Below are 16,892 nucleotides of genomic sequence, written 5' to 3' on the forward strand. Positions count from 1 at the left end.
GGTAGTCCAATGTTCCGGCGATCCGGGGCCGCCACCGCTCAACGATTGAGCGTGTAGGCGCGGTTGTCGTATAGCCAGGCCGGAAGCTGGACATCGGCGAGCAATCGGCGACGCGCCGCCGCTTCGGGCGCCGGCATGGGCGAGAGCGTCCGGGTGATGGGCGCAACCCGGTAGCGGCGCGTCTCGCCCCCAGGCAGCAGCACGCTCAGAACGTCGCCTTCGTAACGTGCGAAGACATCGTTGAACTGCATCCACGCACGCGGCGAGTCGGAACCGCCGAACTCCGGCAGACTGCGTTTGAGATCGCGGCCGACAAATGGCACCTCGGCGGAGATGCCCATCAGGGACAGGAGTGTTGGCGCAAGGTCGACCTGGCTGGCGATGCTCGTGATCGTCGCAGGCGCTACATCCGCCCCCACGAGCAAGCCCGGAATCCGGAATCGGGACAACGGGACGATGTCCTCCCCGTAGATGCGCACATCGTGGTCGGCAACCACCAGGATCAGCGTGTCCCGGAAGTAGGCCGATTGCGCGGCCTTATCCAGAAATGCACCCACTGCATAGTCCGCATAGCGCACAGCGTTTCGAGCAGTTCTCGGATCGCCATCCGCGACAATGCGTCCATCCGGGTACTCGAACGGCGTGTGGTTGGACGATGTGAAGACCAAGCTGAAGAACGGGGTGCCCTGCTTGTGCAGTGTCGTTGCACGTTCCTGAGCCTTGGCGAACAGGTCTTCGTCCGATACCCCCCAACTGCCGGCGAATATCGGATCATCGTAATCGTCTTGATCAATCACGCGATTGAAGCCGTTGCTCAGGAAGAAGCCACCCATGTTGTCGAAGTGCGACTCACCGCCGTAGATGAACTCGCTGGTGTAGCCGTGACTGCCCAGCACGCTGGCGATCGTCGCGAAGTTTCCCTGCGACTTCTGACGCTTGAGCACGCTTCGTGCCGGCGATGGCGGAAACCCGGCAACGATGGCCTCCAGTCCACGCGCCGAGCGCGTGCCGGTGGCGTAGAGGTTCTCGAACCACCAACCGCGCCGGCTCCAGCGATCCAGTTGTGGCGTGTCATCCGCATCGCCGCCAAGCTTCTTCGAGAATCCGGCCCCCATACTTTCCTGGACGACGATGATCAGGTTCAGCGGCTTGTCCCGCGACGCAACGGCTACGAGTCTGTGCAGGGTGGGACGCTCCGCTGGCGAGTTCGCGAACGAGGGTTGTGCGCGCGTTAACGTCAGCAGTTCGTCGTCGCTCATGCGGCCGTACAGCGCACCGACATCGGCTTCATGGCGCGTCGCGTAAAGCGCGTAGCCGAGGGTGTAGGTGCCGTTGAGCACGATCTGGTTGGCCGTGCTGTCATCCCAGTGCGCAAACGTCGAGGGGTTGGCGGGGCGATGCTGAAGGCTGGAGCGGATCATCAGTACGCACAGCACAACCAGCACAGGCCAGAGCCAGAGCTGGCGGCGGGTCTTGCGCGGCTCGCCACCTGCGCTGTCGAACAGCTGCCACCCACACCATAGTCCGCCACCGAGCGCAGCGACGCCAGCAATCAGCGATAGCCGAAACGCACCCCAGAGCATCGGCAACACTTCCTGTGGTCGTCCCAGGTAGTCGAGTGCGAGGCGATTGGGTCGCACCTGGTACTCATCGAGGAATGCCGGCGACGCGATCTCCAGCATCAGCGCCAGAGCGAGAAAGCCTGTGAACCAGACTCTTGCCGAGAGATGCCAGAGGCGTTGCCCGCGTTCAAACACCGTGATCGGTAGCAGCAGGATCGCTGGTGCAAGTCCCCAGCCTAAAGTGATCAGGTCGACGCGCACGCCGGAAAAAAGCGCGTGCCGAAAACCGTCTACAGTCTGGAGTCTGTCGGCATACAGGGCTATCAGCACACAGCGTGCAATCGTCCACACCAGCATGCCAGCCAGCGCAAGGCGCATCAGCAGCGCAAGAGGGCTGGCAGATGAGGCAAGACGGAAGGAGGCGGCAGGCGCCGCAATCGACGGTGCCGCAACAGCAGAGATATATGTCATGCCGCAATGGTCGTTGCGGCAGGGTTTCACAAGCCTAAGGGCTAGGTGAAAGTTCTGTAATGATTGCGCACTCAGAGCGCCACACTTGCGATCGACACCATGAGCATCACTGCCCGGCGATTTCAGGAAACACGAGCTTCAACGGCAGCTATTTCCAGAGCATTCTAGGAAGCTCGCTGTCGGCTCTGGGCTGATCGTTACCCTGTGCCTAGTGACAGGAGCGGCCGGTCGTGACTGGCCGCTAGAAACCGATTCGCCGGCGGGCTCAGCTCCGCATTCTCCTCTTCCTGCCTCCCTCCTTTTGGGAGGGAGAACCCGCACCCGCCTCCCTACTAAGTTCAAGGTCCGTCCTTCCAAGGCACGGGCCAAGAGCAACCTGCTGCCACACACCAGGCAGCCCGAGAGGAGGAAGCCATGTTTCTGAAGAACGCGTGGTATTGCGCTGGCTGGGACTATCAGGTCAGCCAAGGCAAGGACGCCATCGTTGCCCGCAAGATCGCAGGAAAGCGTGTGGTGCTGTATCGCAAGTCCGGCGGCGCCGTGGTCGCGATGGAAGACCAATGCCCGCACCGGCAGGCGGCGCTCTCATTGGGCCGCAAAGAGGGCGACGCCCTTCGCTGTATGTACCACGGCCTCAAGTTCGAATCGGACGGCAAGTGTTCCGAGATTCCGAATGTCGAGAAGGTGCCCGAGCACATCTGCGTGCGCACCTTCCCGGTGGTCGAGATGGACAACTGGATCTGGGTCTGGATGGGCGATCCCGCCAAGGCCGATCCCGCGCTGATCAGCCGGGGTGTCGGCCCCAGCGATCCGGACTTCACGACGCGACCCAGCTACATCCAGGTCAACGCGAGCTACCTGCTCGAGAACGCGAACCTCGCGGACCTCTCGCACAGCTCGTTCACGCACGACGCGACGATCGCCATGGGTCTGGCGCAGGCGCTGGCCAAGCCGACGCACAAGGTGATCCCGCGCGGCATCAAGACCGATTGGTGGGTGCGCAGCGTGCCGGTGCCGAAGTTCGTGCAGCACCTGTTCCCGCCCGGCTTCCTGTGCGACGCCAACTTCGACGTCACTCAGACCTACCCCTGCAACTGGATGCTGCACTTCCGCGTGTTCACGGCGGGCACGGCGACGGAGGGCGAATCCGACGGCCATCTCGTGCTCGACTCCTGGAGCTGCCAGGCCGTCACGCCGCGTGACGCGGAGTCGGTGGACTACTACTACTCCTGGGGCGTCAGCAAGAAGACCGAGCAGCCCGGTCTCGCCGACCTGCTGAAGGAAGGCCTCGACGCGGCCTTTAACGAGGACAAGCGGATGCTCGAAGCCCAGCAGCAGCGCGTCAAGGAAGACCCGCACTTCAAGCAGATGGGCATCGGCGCCGCGGACGGCGGCCCCGCCCGCATGCTGCGCGTGATCGATCAGTTGATCCGCGAAGAGCAGGAAGCCGAGCGGCCCACCGCCGTCGCCGCCTGAAACTCAGAACCCAGAGGAGCAAGACATGCCTGATTCCGGCACCCAGCCCGCCAGCGCCGTGCAGCCGCCGCGCCAGCAACCGCTGATGTACCACGACCTGATGACCCCGGCCGAGGTGCTGGCCATCCGCGAGGAAGTGCGCAGGTTCTGCGACGAGAAGCTCGCTCCGGTGGCCTGGAAGATCGGGCACACCGAAGAGGCCAAGGAGAACTTCCCGCACGAGCTGTTCCAGCAGATGGCGGACGCGGGCCTCTTCCGGATCCCGTACGCAGCCAGCATTGGCGGTCGCGGCCTGAAGCATCCGGCCACCGCGACTGCGGTGGTGATCGAGGAGCTGAGCTACTACAGCAACAGTGTCGCGGCCGTGTACGACGTGCACTGCATCCTCGCCGGCCACGCGCTGGAGTGGGCGTCGCCCGAGCTGCAGGCCAAGTACCTTGCGCCGCTGCTCGACGGCAGCAAGATCGGCAGCTTCGCGACGAGCGAGCCGAACGCCTCGACCGATCTGTCGGTGGAAGCGCTCGTCACGGAAGCGACCTTCCACGACGACCACATCGAGATCAACGGCCACAAGCGCTGGATCACCAACTCGCCGGTCGCCAGCTTCGTGGTGCTGCTGTGCAAGGACGGCAAGCGCATGACCGAGGTCGTGGTCGATCTCGACGCGCCGGGCGTCAAGGTCGGCAAGCCCGACAAGAAGATGGGCAATCACGGACAGCTTACCGCCGACATCACCTTCGACAAGGTGCGCATGCCGCTGGAGAACGTCATCGGCAAGCGCGGCGAAGGTCTCAAGATTGCGCTGCAGGTGCTGACCTACGGGCGCATCGGCATCGCGGCCACCGGCGTGGGCATGTCGCAGGCGGTGTTCGACCACTGTACCGAGCGCCTCAAGACGCGCCGCGCCTTCGGCAAGGCGATGGCGCAGTTCCAGCACTGGCAGTTCCGCATGGCCGAGCGCGCCACCGAGATCGAGAACGCGCGCAACCTGTACCTCAAGGCGGCGGTGCGCATGGACTCGGGCATCAACTTCCCCGAACCCGAGGCGGCGATGGCCAAGTGGTACGCCACCAACCTCGCCGGGGAGTTCGCGCGCGACGGCGTGCAGATCTTCGGCGGCTACGGATTCACCAAGGAGCTCGCGCACGACGGCTCGCACTATCGCGTCGAAGAGGTCTACCGCGACTGCAAGATCGCGGAGATCTACGAGGGCGCCAACGAGATCCAGAAGTGGGTCATCGCGCGCGGGATCTTCGGCAAGGAGCTGACGGGTTAGGAAGCGCAGGCCGCCGCACTGACGGCTTGCAAGCTGTTCCCGGTTGCGTGGCTGCTTTCCATGCGATCTCTCCACACGAGGAGTACCGCATGGCATTGAGAGGCTTGCTACGGATCGGCGAAGTCTGCATCCGCGTGATGGACGTGGCGAAGTCGCGCCGGCACTACGGCGAGATCCTAGGGCTGCACGAGGTCATGGAAGGCGCGGACGGCAAGGTCTACTACAAGGCCTGGGACGAGCACGACCATCACAGCATCGTGCTGCGTCCCGCCGACCGCCCCGGCATGGACTACGTCGCGTTCAAGGTCTACGACGACGCGACGCTCACCGCGCTCGAACCGAGGATCCGCGCCTTCGGTCTGGAGGTGCGGCACATCGAGGCCGGCGTGTACCCGAAGACCGGGCGCCGGCTGACGTTCGAGCTGCCCACCGGCCATACGATGCACCTGTACGCGCAGATGGACCAGGTCGGCAACACTCTGGGAACGCGCAACCCCGGCGTGATGCCGGACGACGGCGTGATCCGCGGCGCGCGCATCAACCGGCTCGACCACATCCTGCTCGGTGGGGTGAACCTGGACGACAACGTGCGCCTGTTCACCGAGGTCTTCGAGTTCGATCTGTCCGAGAAGCTCATCCACCACGAGGCCCGGATCTCGCTGGCGGTGTTCCTGTCCTGCTCGACCAAGCCGCACGACATCGCCTTCGTGCTGCAGCCCGAGCAGAACAAGTTCCACCATGCCTCGTTCCTGCTCGAATCGGCGCACGACGTGATCAAGGCCGCGGACCGTCTTGGCAAGTACCGCGTGCCCATTGATGTCGGCCCGAACCGCCACGGGGTCACGCGCGGCGCGACGATCTACTTCTTCGACCCGTCGGGCAACCGCAACGAGGTCTTCGCCGAGGGATACGTCCACTACCCGGACACGCCGACCCTGGTCTGGGATACGACCGAGCTGGGAGCGGCCACGTTTTCGCAGGACAATACCCCCCGGCAGAGCTTCCTCGACGTGCTGACCTGAAATCGCGAACCGGAGGGCATCAGGGTGGTGTGGCAGCAACAACCGTCATGGACCACCAATGCCACCAAGCTGGTGCCGCCCAAGCAGCGGCTGCAGTTGCTGGACCGGGAGGCGCTCGCCCGCGAGGCGGACGATCACATCGACCGCCGCCTGCTGCTGATCTCGGCGCCGGCGGGCTACGGCAAGACCAGCACCCTGATCCAGCTGCACGAGCGCCTGAAGGCCCGGCATGAGCACGTCGCCTGGCTGAGCCTCGATGCGGACGACAACGACATCGTCCGCTTCCTGGCCCACTTGGTCGATGCGATCGCGCGCACCGGCCTCAACCTGAGCACGCGGCCCGAGGCGCTGCTCGGCTCACGTGCCGGCGCGCAGCAGGGTCCCGGCTCGACACCGCCCGCCAGCACGCTCAGGACGGAGCTGCTCAACGAGCTCGCCCTGGTCCGGGACGAGGTCTTCGTGTTCCTCGACGACTTTCACCTGATCCGCGATGCCGGTGTGCTCGACCTGGTCGGCACGCTGCTACTGGCGCCGCTCGATCACGTGCACTTCGTAATCGCCACGCGCGAAGCGCCAGATCTGCCGGTGGCGCGCCTGCGTGCCCTCGGCGCGATGCACGAGATCGACGTCGAGCGGCTCGCGTTCTCGCTGCCGGAAACCGAGGCCTTCGTGCTCGCCACCGGCGGCGTCACGCTCAACCCTGCGCAGGTCGGTGAGCTGCTGCGCAAGACCGAGGGCTGGCCGGCGAGCCTGCAGATGGCGCTGATCGCCATGCGCAAGGCCGGAGACCTCGACGCCTTCCTCGCGAGTTTCTCCGGCGCCGATCGCAGCATCGCCAGCTTCCTGGTCGACGAAGTCCTCAAGACTCAATCGCCCGCGGCGCAGGAGTTCCTGCTCGTCACGTCCCTGCTGACCCGGTTCAACACGGGTCTGGCCAATGCCTTGCTCGAACGGCGCGACGCGCGAGAGATGATTGATCATCTCGAAACGCACAACCTGTTCGTGTTCTCGCTGGACCGCGACCGCAATTGGTACCGCTACCACCACTTGTTCGGCGAGCTGCTGCGCCAGCGACTCGCCGACACGCAGCCCGATCTCGTTGTGCAAATCCATGCGCGGGCCTGCGACTGGCTCGCGGCCAATGGCCATGCGATCGAGGCGATCGAGCACGCGTTCGCAATGGGGAACATGGAGCGCGCGGGAGAATTGATCGACGCGGTCAGCGGCGGACTCTTCGCCAGCGCCCAGACTGCGACCCTGAGCGCCTTCGCCAGCCGCCTGCCACCGGAGCTGCTCAGGCGCCTGCCGCGGCTGCAGCTGGAAGTGGTCTGGGAGAACATCATCCGCTGGCGCTTCGACGAGGCCCGCGCTTCGCTCGACGACATCCGGGGTCAGCTCGGGCGGACCGATACGGCATCCACGTTGCCGGATGCCGAAGTCGCGGCCTTGCGCACGAAGCTGGCGCATCGCGATGTGATGATGGAGACGTTCACGGATCAGCTCGACGCCGTGCTTCGCTCCGGCCGGGCGTGGATCGCCGAGCACGGCGTCCGCAACGGGTTCATGGGACTGTCGGTGGCCACTGCGATGATGATGGCGCGACGCGAGGCTTTGAACGCCGAGTTGACACCGTCCGAGTGGGAATCCTTGCGCAGCCAGTACATCGAGGCGCGGGCGATCTACGGCACGGTCTTCCTCGACGCCGTCGTGGGCCAGACCCTGTTCCTGCGCGGTAATCTGACGCTCGCCGAGCAGGCCCTGCGCCAGGGTCATGCGACCGCGGTTCGCCTGCACGGTGAAGGATCGAACTTCGCGGCGATGCCGGGTTGCGCGCTCGGGTGGCTGCTCTACGAGCGGAACGAGATCGACGCAGCCAGCCAGCTCATCGATCGCTTTCGCGATGTCCCGGCAGGATTTGGTCTCGCCGATTCGGTGATGGCGCGCGCGGCCGCGGCGGCGCGCATGGCCGCGGCTCGCGGCGACTTCTCTTCGGCTCATCGGGCGCTGGACGAGACCGCGCTCGTCGCAGCGCGGCATTCGCTGACCCGGCTGCACCCGCGGATCGCGTATGAGCGCATTCGTCTTCACCTTGCCGACGGTCGTCCGCAAGAGGCAGAACGGCTGGCGAACGATGACCGCTACCGCGAGGGGTTCGCGCACACGGCGCCTGGACGTCAGCCGAACTCTACGAAGCTGTACTACGCGCTCGCTGCAGCGGAGCTCGCCGGCGCGCGAGGCGACACGTCAAGCGCGATGAATCTGCTCCGGGCCTGGCTGGGAGTCGTCCGCGAGCGGGGCTGCAGCCAGCACGCGATCACCCTGCTGGTGTTGCTCACTAGACTGCAGCATCGCGCGGGAGAGACGCTGGCTGCACGGCGCAGCCTGATTGAAGCCCTGCGGCTGGGCGCGCACGGAGGTTTCCGGCGCAGCTTTCTCGATGGCGGCAGCGAGATCGCGAGCGTATTGCGCGATATCCGCGAGACCCGACCGGGTCCTGAGCTGTGCTCAACCGACTACTTGGCCCAGATTTTCAGCGACTTCGATCTCGACACCGGTTCCGCATCGCCCCTGTCAGTGCCCCGGACCACGGAGCCCGAGGAGCCCGCGACCCTGTCACCAAAGGAGATCGAGGTGTTGCAGCTCAGCGCCAACCACCTGGTCGCGCGCGAGGTCGCCCAGCAACTCGGCGTGGCCGAGACCACGGTCAAGTGGTATTGGCGGCGGATCTTTTCCAAGCTCGGCGTGCACCGGCGCGCGGCAGCAGTCCGTGTGGCACAGCAGCGTGGGCTGATTCGATAGCGGAGGCCTGAGCGTCCGCTTCGGAGGCGGATGCCCCGAGCGACCAACTTCCGCTTCGGGCTGGGACCGGGCAAAGATTTTTCCACCCGAGTGTCCGCTCTGCCGCAGGACCGGCCTATCGGACTGTCTCGGTGGTGCAATTTGGGGCGGCCACATCTAGTGCACTTCCGGTGGCCGCCAGGGCCCAATCACCTACTGCGGCCCCGTCGAGCAGTCTTCACTCTGCGCTTCCAACGCCCCCGCCCGTCCTCAGGATTGCTGGGACGCGGGCCCCGTGAGAATGATCGATTCGGATGGTGCCATGGACTCCTCTTCGCCACCCAGGCGTACCCCTGCCGCAGCGCTTCTTCCCTGATGAAGGCATGCATCCATTCAGGCGGATTTAGCGGCAGATGATGTTCCTGCTTAATCCGATTGGATGTGATCACCTCGTCATCGGCTCCTGCGATGGCAACGTACGCGCAAAGCCTTCGTTTCCACCAGACCTCAAAAGTCTCCGATTCGGCGGCCACTACTTCCGCTGATCGAGGCATCTCAAGGAGCTTGCTGCGTTCAAAGCTGGTCGCACCTGCCTCGGCCGCAAGCGATGCTGCTGTGATGCAGGGCATCGACGCACGCTTACGGAGTGCAGCCGCAGCATCCTTCAACCTCAAGGCGAATGCCGCATCTTGATCATCTGTCCCTTCCCGTTTTGCACGGCCGGTTGGAATCTTGCTCGGCAGGGCCTTGTCGTACCAGACCTTATCGAATTGCATCAACCATTTCGCACGCTGCTTCAAGGCGCTCAGCACGGCTGAACGGGTCGAGTTCGGGTTTCGCGCCAGAAATTTGCTCACCATCGTTCGGCATCGTTCGCGTACCCGCGCGAACTCCTTCCCCTTGGCATCGCGGGACAACTTTGCGTCGCATTCAGTCAGGCACCGATAAATAATGTCCCGCGGGACCATTAGCCTTCTCGCGATCGACCGAATTGGCACGCCTGCCTCCGCGCCATCCGCGATGAAGGCAAGTGCTCGACTACGCAGTTCCCGCTTTCGCTGGTCGGTGCGACGCCCGCTTACGTGACCGTCCAAGATGTCTTTCAGCGGCACGCTTAGCGATCGCGCAGCCCGCAAGAGGCCGGATGCCTCGTGGAAATGCTTTTCCTGATCAATCTTCCATTTAGCGTTCCACACGTCATCCTCAAACATCACGGAGTCAGTCAGCTCAACCTCGGCTGCCGCCTTCTCATACCTTTCGACTGAGCCATGAAACGCAACCGTGAAGACAAGGCAGTCCAGGGCAGGACTGCGCGTTCGCCAATTGAATAGCATGCCTATCCAGGCGTACTTGCTGCTCCGGCGCTCGTCGATGCATCCAATCCAACGCAGAAGTCCTTCGCTGAATCGCGATCTCAAGTGATCGTATATTTTCCCCCGATCTAGCACGGACAACCGAACGAATCCGTCGCGCAACAGCAACGCTTTCTCGGTTTCTACCCAGCTCCGATTTCCTTGACCCAAAGGCCGTTGCGCAATCGCGCGGGACTCTTGAGCCAGAAGCACAAGCTCTTCTTCAGGAACATTTGCTGGCGGAGACGCAAAGATGGGCCGGTGCCGTTCTTGGATGCAGGTAAGCGAAGGTAATGTGGGAACTGTATTCGAGGGAACAGACAGTCCGCACCGCTCGCAGCCAACAACAAGTAGCTCTCCATGTTCGACGCAGTAGAACGTTCCTGGCGCCTGATGTTCAACATGCCAATGAGGGATGCCAAGCTCTGCATCTTTCACTACGCACTTCCGGCACAGTGCTAGAGAGCGGTGAAAGTCCATGTGCCGATGCTTGGTGTGCCCCAGCATCGCCAATGATCCGGCCGATGGCTGGTCGCTCATGAATCTGTCCCTAACTGCGTTCCGCGACTTCTCGTCGAGGAAGTAGCTCAGCATCGGAACGAGCGTATGCTGATCTAAAAGAAGGGCTCTATCCCTCTGTGGATGGTGGACCGGCAACCGCTTTGATAGCGCCGCTATGTACGACGGCACGCCCGCGGTGCGAACTTTTGCATTAATCCGGCCTATAGCCACCCGTAGGGTGTGCGCGCTGTGCAGCCTTCCAAGCAAATGGTGGAACCGACCAATCCCTGAATATAAAAGCTCGCCGTTTCGCAGTGGCGGGAAGAACAACAGCCTGTCGGGTTCTTCGCGTGGCTCAGAGTGACACCAGCGGACTATTGTTGTGTGATTATTTTGTCCCACGAGCTCGCCTCGGAACAGGCTCAACCCAAGGGTGGCTGAGATCCCGGAACGCATGGATCTCACTACGCGTGCCCTTTGCTAGTGCGGCTACCGTTGTGTGTAGTGCCTGGCACCGATAATCGAACGCATCCTGCAGGGTGTCCTCATCAAGGCGTTCATGGCCCGACTCGATCGCCAACTCCTGTGCTCGGACGAATACCTGATGGAAATAGTCTGGGATGCCTTGTGACAACGAATAAATGAGCTTGCGCAGCTGCGGCGTGAGCTTGCTCGGCTTCTTAGTCCACTGAGCAGCCCAGTAAGCGTCGCACATGGCCATCCAGATCTCGTCGTCATGTGACGGAAACCGGGCGATCAAGACAGCTCCTCCGGCGGCAGAACGCCTAGCACTGCGGCCGTCATTCCCAAATAAGGAGAGCATCGGAAATGTTCCGACATAGACGATCGGCACCTTGATTGTGTCGCGCAGAGACAACAGAAAATTGATGATGCCCCTGCTTGATTTATGCGATGCATCCATCAAATCCTGGAACTCATCGAACACCAAGGCGCCTATGGCGTGCGTCTTACAAGCCTGCGACATGGCCTGGCTCAGGTCTTCTGTCGACGCGCTTGTTTTCTCTGCCCGCTTTGAATAGAAGCCGTGCAGCTGAAGGCGCTCATCAAGCGCCAGAAAGAATGCTCTTCCAAGGCTGATGAGGGACCCATTACTAGGACATCGAACATAGAGGACCGGAATCTGGACCAGCTGAATGCGCCCTTTAGTGATCTGTCCGTGATCGATGTACTCCGGATACTGGGCGCAGATGAGTTTAGTTATGTAGGTCTTCCCCGAACCGGTCGCTCCAGCGAGTAACAAGCAGGACCCATCAATCGGCAACGTCTTTGCGGTGTTGTAGACGATGCCTGGTGAGCGCTCACACAACGAAGGCCCGTTGCCTTCGATGAGGTTGCGACGCGGCTCATACCCAGCGCGCACAAGGCGATCGAAGAGCATCGAGTAGCGTAAGTATTCCGGCCTCGGGTAGAACGTGCTGCTGAGCCGGCTCAAGTAGCCGATGCGATCCTCTTTTGAATGCGTCCTCTCATTGATGCCGTACTCCGCGCGACGAAAGAGGATCTTTGTCAGCGCGTCACCTCGCGGAAAATCTCCCAAGTGCGTGATGAGAGGATTGCTGGTTGCGAGCGATGATTTCCGCATAGTGGTCTCCTACTTGCTCCGTAACGCACGGAGAATTCCAGTGGCTGCTCGACGCTCCATAGCTCGGACGCCCGCGACATCGGGTTGGCGGCGCCGTCCCACAGTCGTTTTGTGAGGCGCGCAAGCGTGCTTGTGGATGACCCGACGAAGGGAGGCGGACGTGGTTTGCTTCTCTTCGTCCCGATTGGCACGGATTCGCTTGTTTCCCCCACCCGGCCCGACAACCCCCGCCGCCTTTCGTCGGGCCTTAGCTCGACGAACCACGGCATCCTGATTGGCGCGGGTATCGGACCCAGCCTGCTCTTCTTCAGCTTTAATTCGGCGCGTGGCTTTCGAGTGCTGCTTTGCCTCGACCAGCGCATCCTCGTGATGGTAGTCGTGGTAATGCCCCTGCTTATCGATACGCTTGCACCTGACGTAGCCCGTCCCTTTTTCGTTGAGCCGCATCACCACCCACGGCCTTGTTGGGTCAATGCGAACCTTGCATGGGATACCTTTTCCTTTAAGTCTTGCGGTCGAGAACATGTCCAGCTTCGCAAGTTCGTCGCACTCGTAGTGGAACGGGCCGACCTTCAAGCCGTCACGAGTTATCAGAGCGTGTCGCTCAGGCAGGAGCTTGACGTATAGCTCCTCTGGGTCTTCCTTCCGCAGGTAACCCGTGCAGTTTCGAAGCCCCCAGTGCCACAGGGAGATTGGAGTTCTCCTTATGCGCGCTTTGCGCGCTAATGAAGGCACTGACTTGAGACATAGTGGGCGTCGGTTGTACTTCAGGATCTCTTCAATGACGATCGCTGTCAGATCGTGAAGCGTCAGGCAGGCTTCGGACCTGGGATTCTTGCTTCCGCGCTTTTGCAGCTTCGGCCTAAAACCGGCGAGACGGCGGAATAGGTTCTTCTTGAACGCGCCATTCGTACTTTCTACGTTTGATTTGTCCGGCCCCGTCCACGCCCTCGCAGTTTGGAAGTCGAACTTTGCGCTACGCACTGCTGCCGTAGACGCTTCTCCGACAACTTCGGAGCCCAGATCTCCTCGAACCGCATATGGGATACCCGATACGATGTCCTCCGGAGCGAACGCGATTCCGTAATGCTGATAGAGCTCGGAGTTATCAGTGAAGGCGTTGAACAATGCGATGCTTGCGCTGTCCCAGCTTGCTCCTTCGATCGTGATAAAGAATCCCGCAACCATCTTCGACCAGACGTCTACCACGAAGTAGATGATGGCCGTCCCGATATTCTTCTCTGGATGGTCAACGGCAGATAGTTCGACTTGTGTACCCGTCCAGTCGAGCTCATACAGCTGACCTGAACCGTCTACCGCTTCGTGTGAAACACCCAGAGACGACTTGGCCTTAGAACCCCACTCCTTCGCTCCGAGCTGGCGCTTCCTAATTCGATTCCCAGTGTTTGCGCTCCGAAAGATGCGCATGAACTGAGCTTCAGTAATTCTCAGATGCTCCGGAAGATGGACGTACTTGGTTTTGAGTCCGTCCTGCAGGACTTTGCTGCTGTATAGCTTGTTCTTGACCTCTTCGAATATGTCTTTGCCCGTAACACCAGCCTCGACACTCGCATTGATGATTCTCAGGATCGCAGCACGCTTCTGTTCGGTTACCGCTGGATTGTTGGGTCGCTCGCCGTCCGCGACGCCGTCCGGTTTGCGGCCACGTTTCTTTTGCCCATCAGGCTGCACGGAACCGACTTCAACGCTTCGGTAGTCGGGATAAAGAGCGTCTTCCGTCATCCCGCCGCGGAAATATCGGTACAAATCTCGATAGATCTGCCCCGCCTGCACCCTGATTTCTCTCGCACGGCCGGCAATTAGGCTTCCTCGCGTCGAACGCTCGAGCATCAACGTTCGGCTACGAATATTTTTCACGAGCGGCTTAATTCGCGCCCATGCTGCTTTCTTGATCGTGTTGTATCGGGCCGGTAAAGACTTCGCGTCGCGTTTCTGGGCGCGAGCGGTATGGTGCGCGAACAGGACATCGCCTTCTTTTTCCGCTGCCAACAAGGCGGCCTCGGTTATCGGCAACGGCAATGCCTGGCGGCACAGAGGGACCGTGTATACAACCCTTCCCGTGCCATCCGCCGCAGGCCCGATATGAACTATACGGGCGCGCTCGAACTTGCCGTCATCGGCCACCGGGACGATGACCGTGTTGACGAGAAGGGTCACCACGGGAACGTCACCCCCAGATCTGGATGGTCCGTTTTGACTAGAGGCAGTATCGGCAGGACACGATGACGAAGGTCGACCGGGATGAATTTTCTCCTGGCCGCCACTTGGAAGAGCTGGAGAGACGTATCTCGCGAGAATCCGAGTTCGTTTGCCGCCCGGGCGGCAAGCTCGTCCAAAGTCGATCTGGGTCTTCGAGACCAAGTCTGGCAGAAGCATTCTGCGAAGGACCGGATCGACCGTGTCGCTTTCCAAGTCAGATTTCCGGCACTGCCGTACCTTAGGAACCTCAGGTTCTTCAGCACCTGTTGGTCGAGGGTTTCTTTGAACACGAGGAGGTACTGGGCGCCATGGACCTCGAAGAAGATTTCTAGGAGCTCTTTCTTCTCGCGGATTCGCCGCCCCTTTTTCCCCTTCAGTGCTTTCTGCTCCTTCACCTCAACCGCAACCTCGAGGATTGGACCACCGGGCTTACGTCGTAGCTTCAGGTAGTGGTCTGTACGGAAGGGGATGAGCACCTTTCCCTCCCGCGGGTGCGCGATCCCGAGCTCTAGTGCGAGCGTTCGCGTTTCCAGCATCTCCAACACAGGCCTCTGCTCTTCCGAACTGATGATCCGTTGGTCGAAGAGGATGAGGTCGTTGTACCCGTATTCTCCATTCGATAGAAAGAGTTGAGTTTGGTCGGAACGGGGGTCGTAGACCCTGTTGCAGATGCCGAAGGAGTTGAAGTCGTTGATCGACACTCCTGATCGATAAGGAGTGTCGCCTCCGACAGACACTTTCTCGTCGAGGTAGCGATCAACGTCCTCTTGGGCGGTAAAGCGGCGGCGGCGTCCCATTCAGTCCCTCTCTAACAGTCTGGTGAGAACACGAACTGCACGTGCAAAGACCTCCGGCAAAGCGCGCAAGGCACGGGGCAAGGCAGTAGCGCCGATCGCCTGTTAATGCGTGATCGGGTGGCGACGCGCATGCAGCCGCCATTCCTGCTGATGCTTGTTGCGCAGCACTTTCGTTCTGCCCGGATACCGAAGCTCGTTCTCGCTCATCACGAACGAGAGCCAATGCACCTCGACGACTCCTTCGGAAGCTCCTTCCTTGCAAGTCTTACTACAGAACAGATGTTCTGTATACCGAACATGCTGCCACGCTGAGAAGCCCCGCGCAAGTGGACAGGACGGGGGGAGCGGCGTTTGATCCGGTTTACTGAGAAACTATTGGCATGAAGCACAATTCGTCCCGCAAGCGACAGCCAGACGCGTCCATCCCGGATAGCTTGGGGAGCACCCTGGGCGCAAAGGTTAAGGAGCTTCGCCTCGCCCGCGGCGAGACTCTGACTGAGGCTGCTTCGTCCCTAAAGATTGCGAAGAGCTACTTGTCTGCTCTGGAGGCGGGGAAGGCTCCGAACATCGGCAGCGAGGTCGTCCTGCGCATCGCTATCCACTACCAATGCAGCGCGGACTACCTGCTAGGTGTTCCCGAGCAGGGCGTCGGGAAAGAGTCTGCGGCCGACGAGCACCTGCGCCGTCTAGCGGAGGCTCTCATGCAAGCGGCTCGCAACCCTGCGGCGAAGGTGGCGCTGGAAAAATTTGTTGCTCAGCACTCGAGTTGATGTGCCGACTCGCGCGGCAGCGCCCGCGTTGGGGAGCTCTACCTTAAGGTCGAGCATACGGGCCCGCTCCCGTTGATAGACGTCGGCGGCCGTTACTAAGCTGAAGTAGAGGAACATCACCAAACCTGACTTCTCCGTCCGGTTCTTCGAAGACAAGATCGAGTTCTCGGGTCGATCAGCAGGTCAATTCCTTTTAGCAAGCTTCACACCCTCTTGCGGTGCGCTCCGGGCATCAGATGCGTGCGCAGCGCATGGACGTTCGTCACAAGAAGTTGATAGTCGGGTGGCGACTCCCGCTCAGGATCAATCGCCGCGCGAAGCGCTTGTATTACGTACGGTGCCAGCGCGCCGCGGCAGGGAACGCGACGCGCACTTGCGCCGGGAAAGTACTCCGATCGAATGACGTTGACTTGTTCCCGCGTGAGGCCAGGGTGAGGTGCAATCCGGATTTCGACCAGATCGTTCCAGGCCGAGTCATCCTCCCGACGTTTGGGAGCTCGCTCGTCGATTTCTTCGATCTCTTGGATACGCCCGAAATTGAAGTCTCGAAACTGGGCCGTCTTTTCGCACCAAGCTCGGACATGCCATCGATTCGCCAGCCGCACCATTGTGTGGGGAAAGATGGTCCGCCGTTGTCCAAGAGGATGCGTCATGGAGCAGTACAGGACCACAATCCCATGCCCGCCCTTACACGCGGAGCGGATCTTGGCGAATAATCTCGTGTCTGGTTCCAGAAAGTTGATCCTGGCATCTTCGATCCAATCGAGATTCTCTTCGGTGGTTGCTAGAAAGCCGAGGTAATCCTCGATGGATGGTGTCTCGGACAGCGGTCCCGCCAATCGGTAAACCCCGAGAACCTCCTCGAGCTTGAGATCTTCCTCGGCCCGCAACGATCGCAGGAGACGACTGGCCTGCACCGGCTCCACTTCGAACAACGCTCTGACGCGCTGGTTGCGAATCTCGCCCTCCCAGGACAAGACGGACCGCATGGCCCTGACTCGTTGGCGAAGCTGGTTGAGCGTTTTGGCCATTCCTTATCATATCCGATATTGTCGTATATGATA

The 16,892-nt window shown here is 61.3% G+C and carries 12 protein-coding genes; 5 read left to right on the forward strand and 7 right to left on the reverse strand.

The window, feature by feature from the left end:
- Positions 1 to 38: 38 nt before the first annotated feature.
- Positions 39 to 2,033: an LTA synthase family protein gene (locus ACOOHP_RS14395; protein WP_420467174.1), complete on the reverse strand. Its 1,995-nt coding sequence runs from the start codon at positions 2,031 to 2,033 to the stop codon at positions 39 to 41.
- Between the two features lie 414 nt (positions 2,034 to 2,447).
- Between ACOOHP_RS14395 and ACOOHP_RS14400 the strand changes: the two genes are divergently transcribed.
- From ACOOHP_RS14400 to ACOOHP_RS14415, 4 genes are all read left to right on the forward strand, one after another.
- Entirely contained in the window at positions 2,448 to 3,509 is a 1,062-nt protein-coding gene (locus ACOOHP_RS14400) for a Rieske 2Fe-2S domain-containing protein (protein WP_420467175.1), read from the forward strand.
- Positions 3,510 to 3,534: 25 nt separating this feature from the next.
- Positions 3,535 to 4,785, forward strand: coding sequence for an acyl-CoA dehydrogenase family protein (locus tag ACOOHP_RS14405; protein ID WP_420467176.1), 1,251 nt, complete (start codon positions 3,535 to 3,537; stop codon positions 4,783 to 4,785).
- Between the two features lie 89 nt (positions 4,786 to 4,874).
- Positions 4,875 to 5,807 (forward strand): catechol 2,3-dioxygenase, encoded by a 933-nt coding sequence (locus tag ACOOHP_RS14410; RefSeq protein WP_420467177.1) that lies wholly within the window; start codon positions 4,875 to 4,877, stop codon positions 5,805 to 5,807.
- A 24-nt stretch (positions 5,808 to 5,831) separates the two neighbouring features.
- A complete protein-coding gene (locus ACOOHP_RS14415) occupies positions 5,832 to 8,606 on the forward strand; it encodes a LuxR C-terminal-related transcriptional regulator (protein WP_420467178.1) in 2,775 nt (924 codons plus the stop codon).
- 188 nt (positions 8,607 to 8,794) lie between these two features.
- On the opposite strand, the gene ACOOHP_RS14420 is transcribed toward ACOOHP_RS14415, so the two are convergent.
- The 5 genes from ACOOHP_RS14420 to ACOOHP_RS14440 all read right to left on the reverse strand — a co-directional run bounded on the left by ACOOHP_RS14420 (position 8,795) and on the right by ACOOHP_RS14440 (position 15,286).
- Positions 8,795 to 10,894: a TnsD family Tn7-like transposition protein gene (locus tag ACOOHP_RS14420; protein ID WP_420467179.1), complete on the reverse strand. Its 2,100-nt coding sequence runs from the start codon at positions 10,892 to 10,894 to the stop codon at positions 8,795 to 8,797.
- Entirely contained in the window at positions 10,827 to 12,041 is a 1,215-nt protein-coding gene (locus tag ACOOHP_RS14425; RefSeq protein ID WP_420467180.1) for an AAA family ATPase, read from the reverse strand. The genes ACOOHP_RS14420 and ACOOHP_RS14425 overlap by 68 nt, the downstream gene beginning before the upstream one ends.
- A gap of 9 nt (positions 12,042 to 12,050) precedes the next feature.
- On the reverse strand, positions 12,051 to 14,219 hold the full coding sequence (locus tag ACOOHP_RS14430) for a hypothetical protein (RefSeq protein ID WP_420467181.1): 2,169 nt from the start codon (positions 14,217 to 14,219) through the stop codon (positions 12,051 to 12,053).
- Entirely contained in the window at positions 14,216 to 15,058 is an 843-nt protein-coding gene (locus ACOOHP_RS14435; protein WP_420467182.1) for a hypothetical protein, read from the reverse strand. Before ACOOHP_RS14435 ends, ACOOHP_RS14430 begins: the two co-directional genes overlap by 4 nt.
- A 102-nt stretch (positions 15,059 to 15,160) precedes the next feature.
- The gene (locus ACOOHP_RS14440) at positions 15,161 to 15,286 is read right to left on the reverse strand and encodes a hypothetical protein (protein ID WP_420467183.1); all 126 of its coding nucleotides are present in this window, start codon (positions 15,284 to 15,286) and stop codon (positions 15,161 to 15,163) included.
- A gap of 152 nt (positions 15,287 to 15,438) precedes the next feature.
- Here ACOOHP_RS14440 and ACOOHP_RS14445 point away from each other — a divergent pair, with 152 nt between their 5' ends.
- On the forward strand, positions 15,439 to 15,828 hold the full coding sequence (locus ACOOHP_RS14445; protein WP_420467184.1) for a helix-turn-helix domain-containing protein: 390 nt from the start codon (positions 15,439 to 15,441) through the stop codon (positions 15,826 to 15,828).
- Positions 15,829 to 16,031: 203 nt separating this feature from the next.
- On the opposite strand, the gene ACOOHP_RS14450 is transcribed toward ACOOHP_RS14445, so the two are convergent.
- Complete coding sequence (locus ACOOHP_RS14450; RefSeq protein WP_420467185.1) at positions 16,032 to 16,859, reverse strand: WYL domain-containing protein; 828 nt, start codon at positions 16,857 to 16,859, stop codon at positions 16,032 to 16,034.
- Positions 16,860 to 16,892: the final 33 nt, after the last annotated feature.

It is taken from the genome of Panacagrimonas sp., from assembly GCF_965216805.1.
GTDB lineage: Bacteria > Pseudomonadota > Gammaproteobacteria > Nevskiales > Nevskiaceae > Panacagrimonas.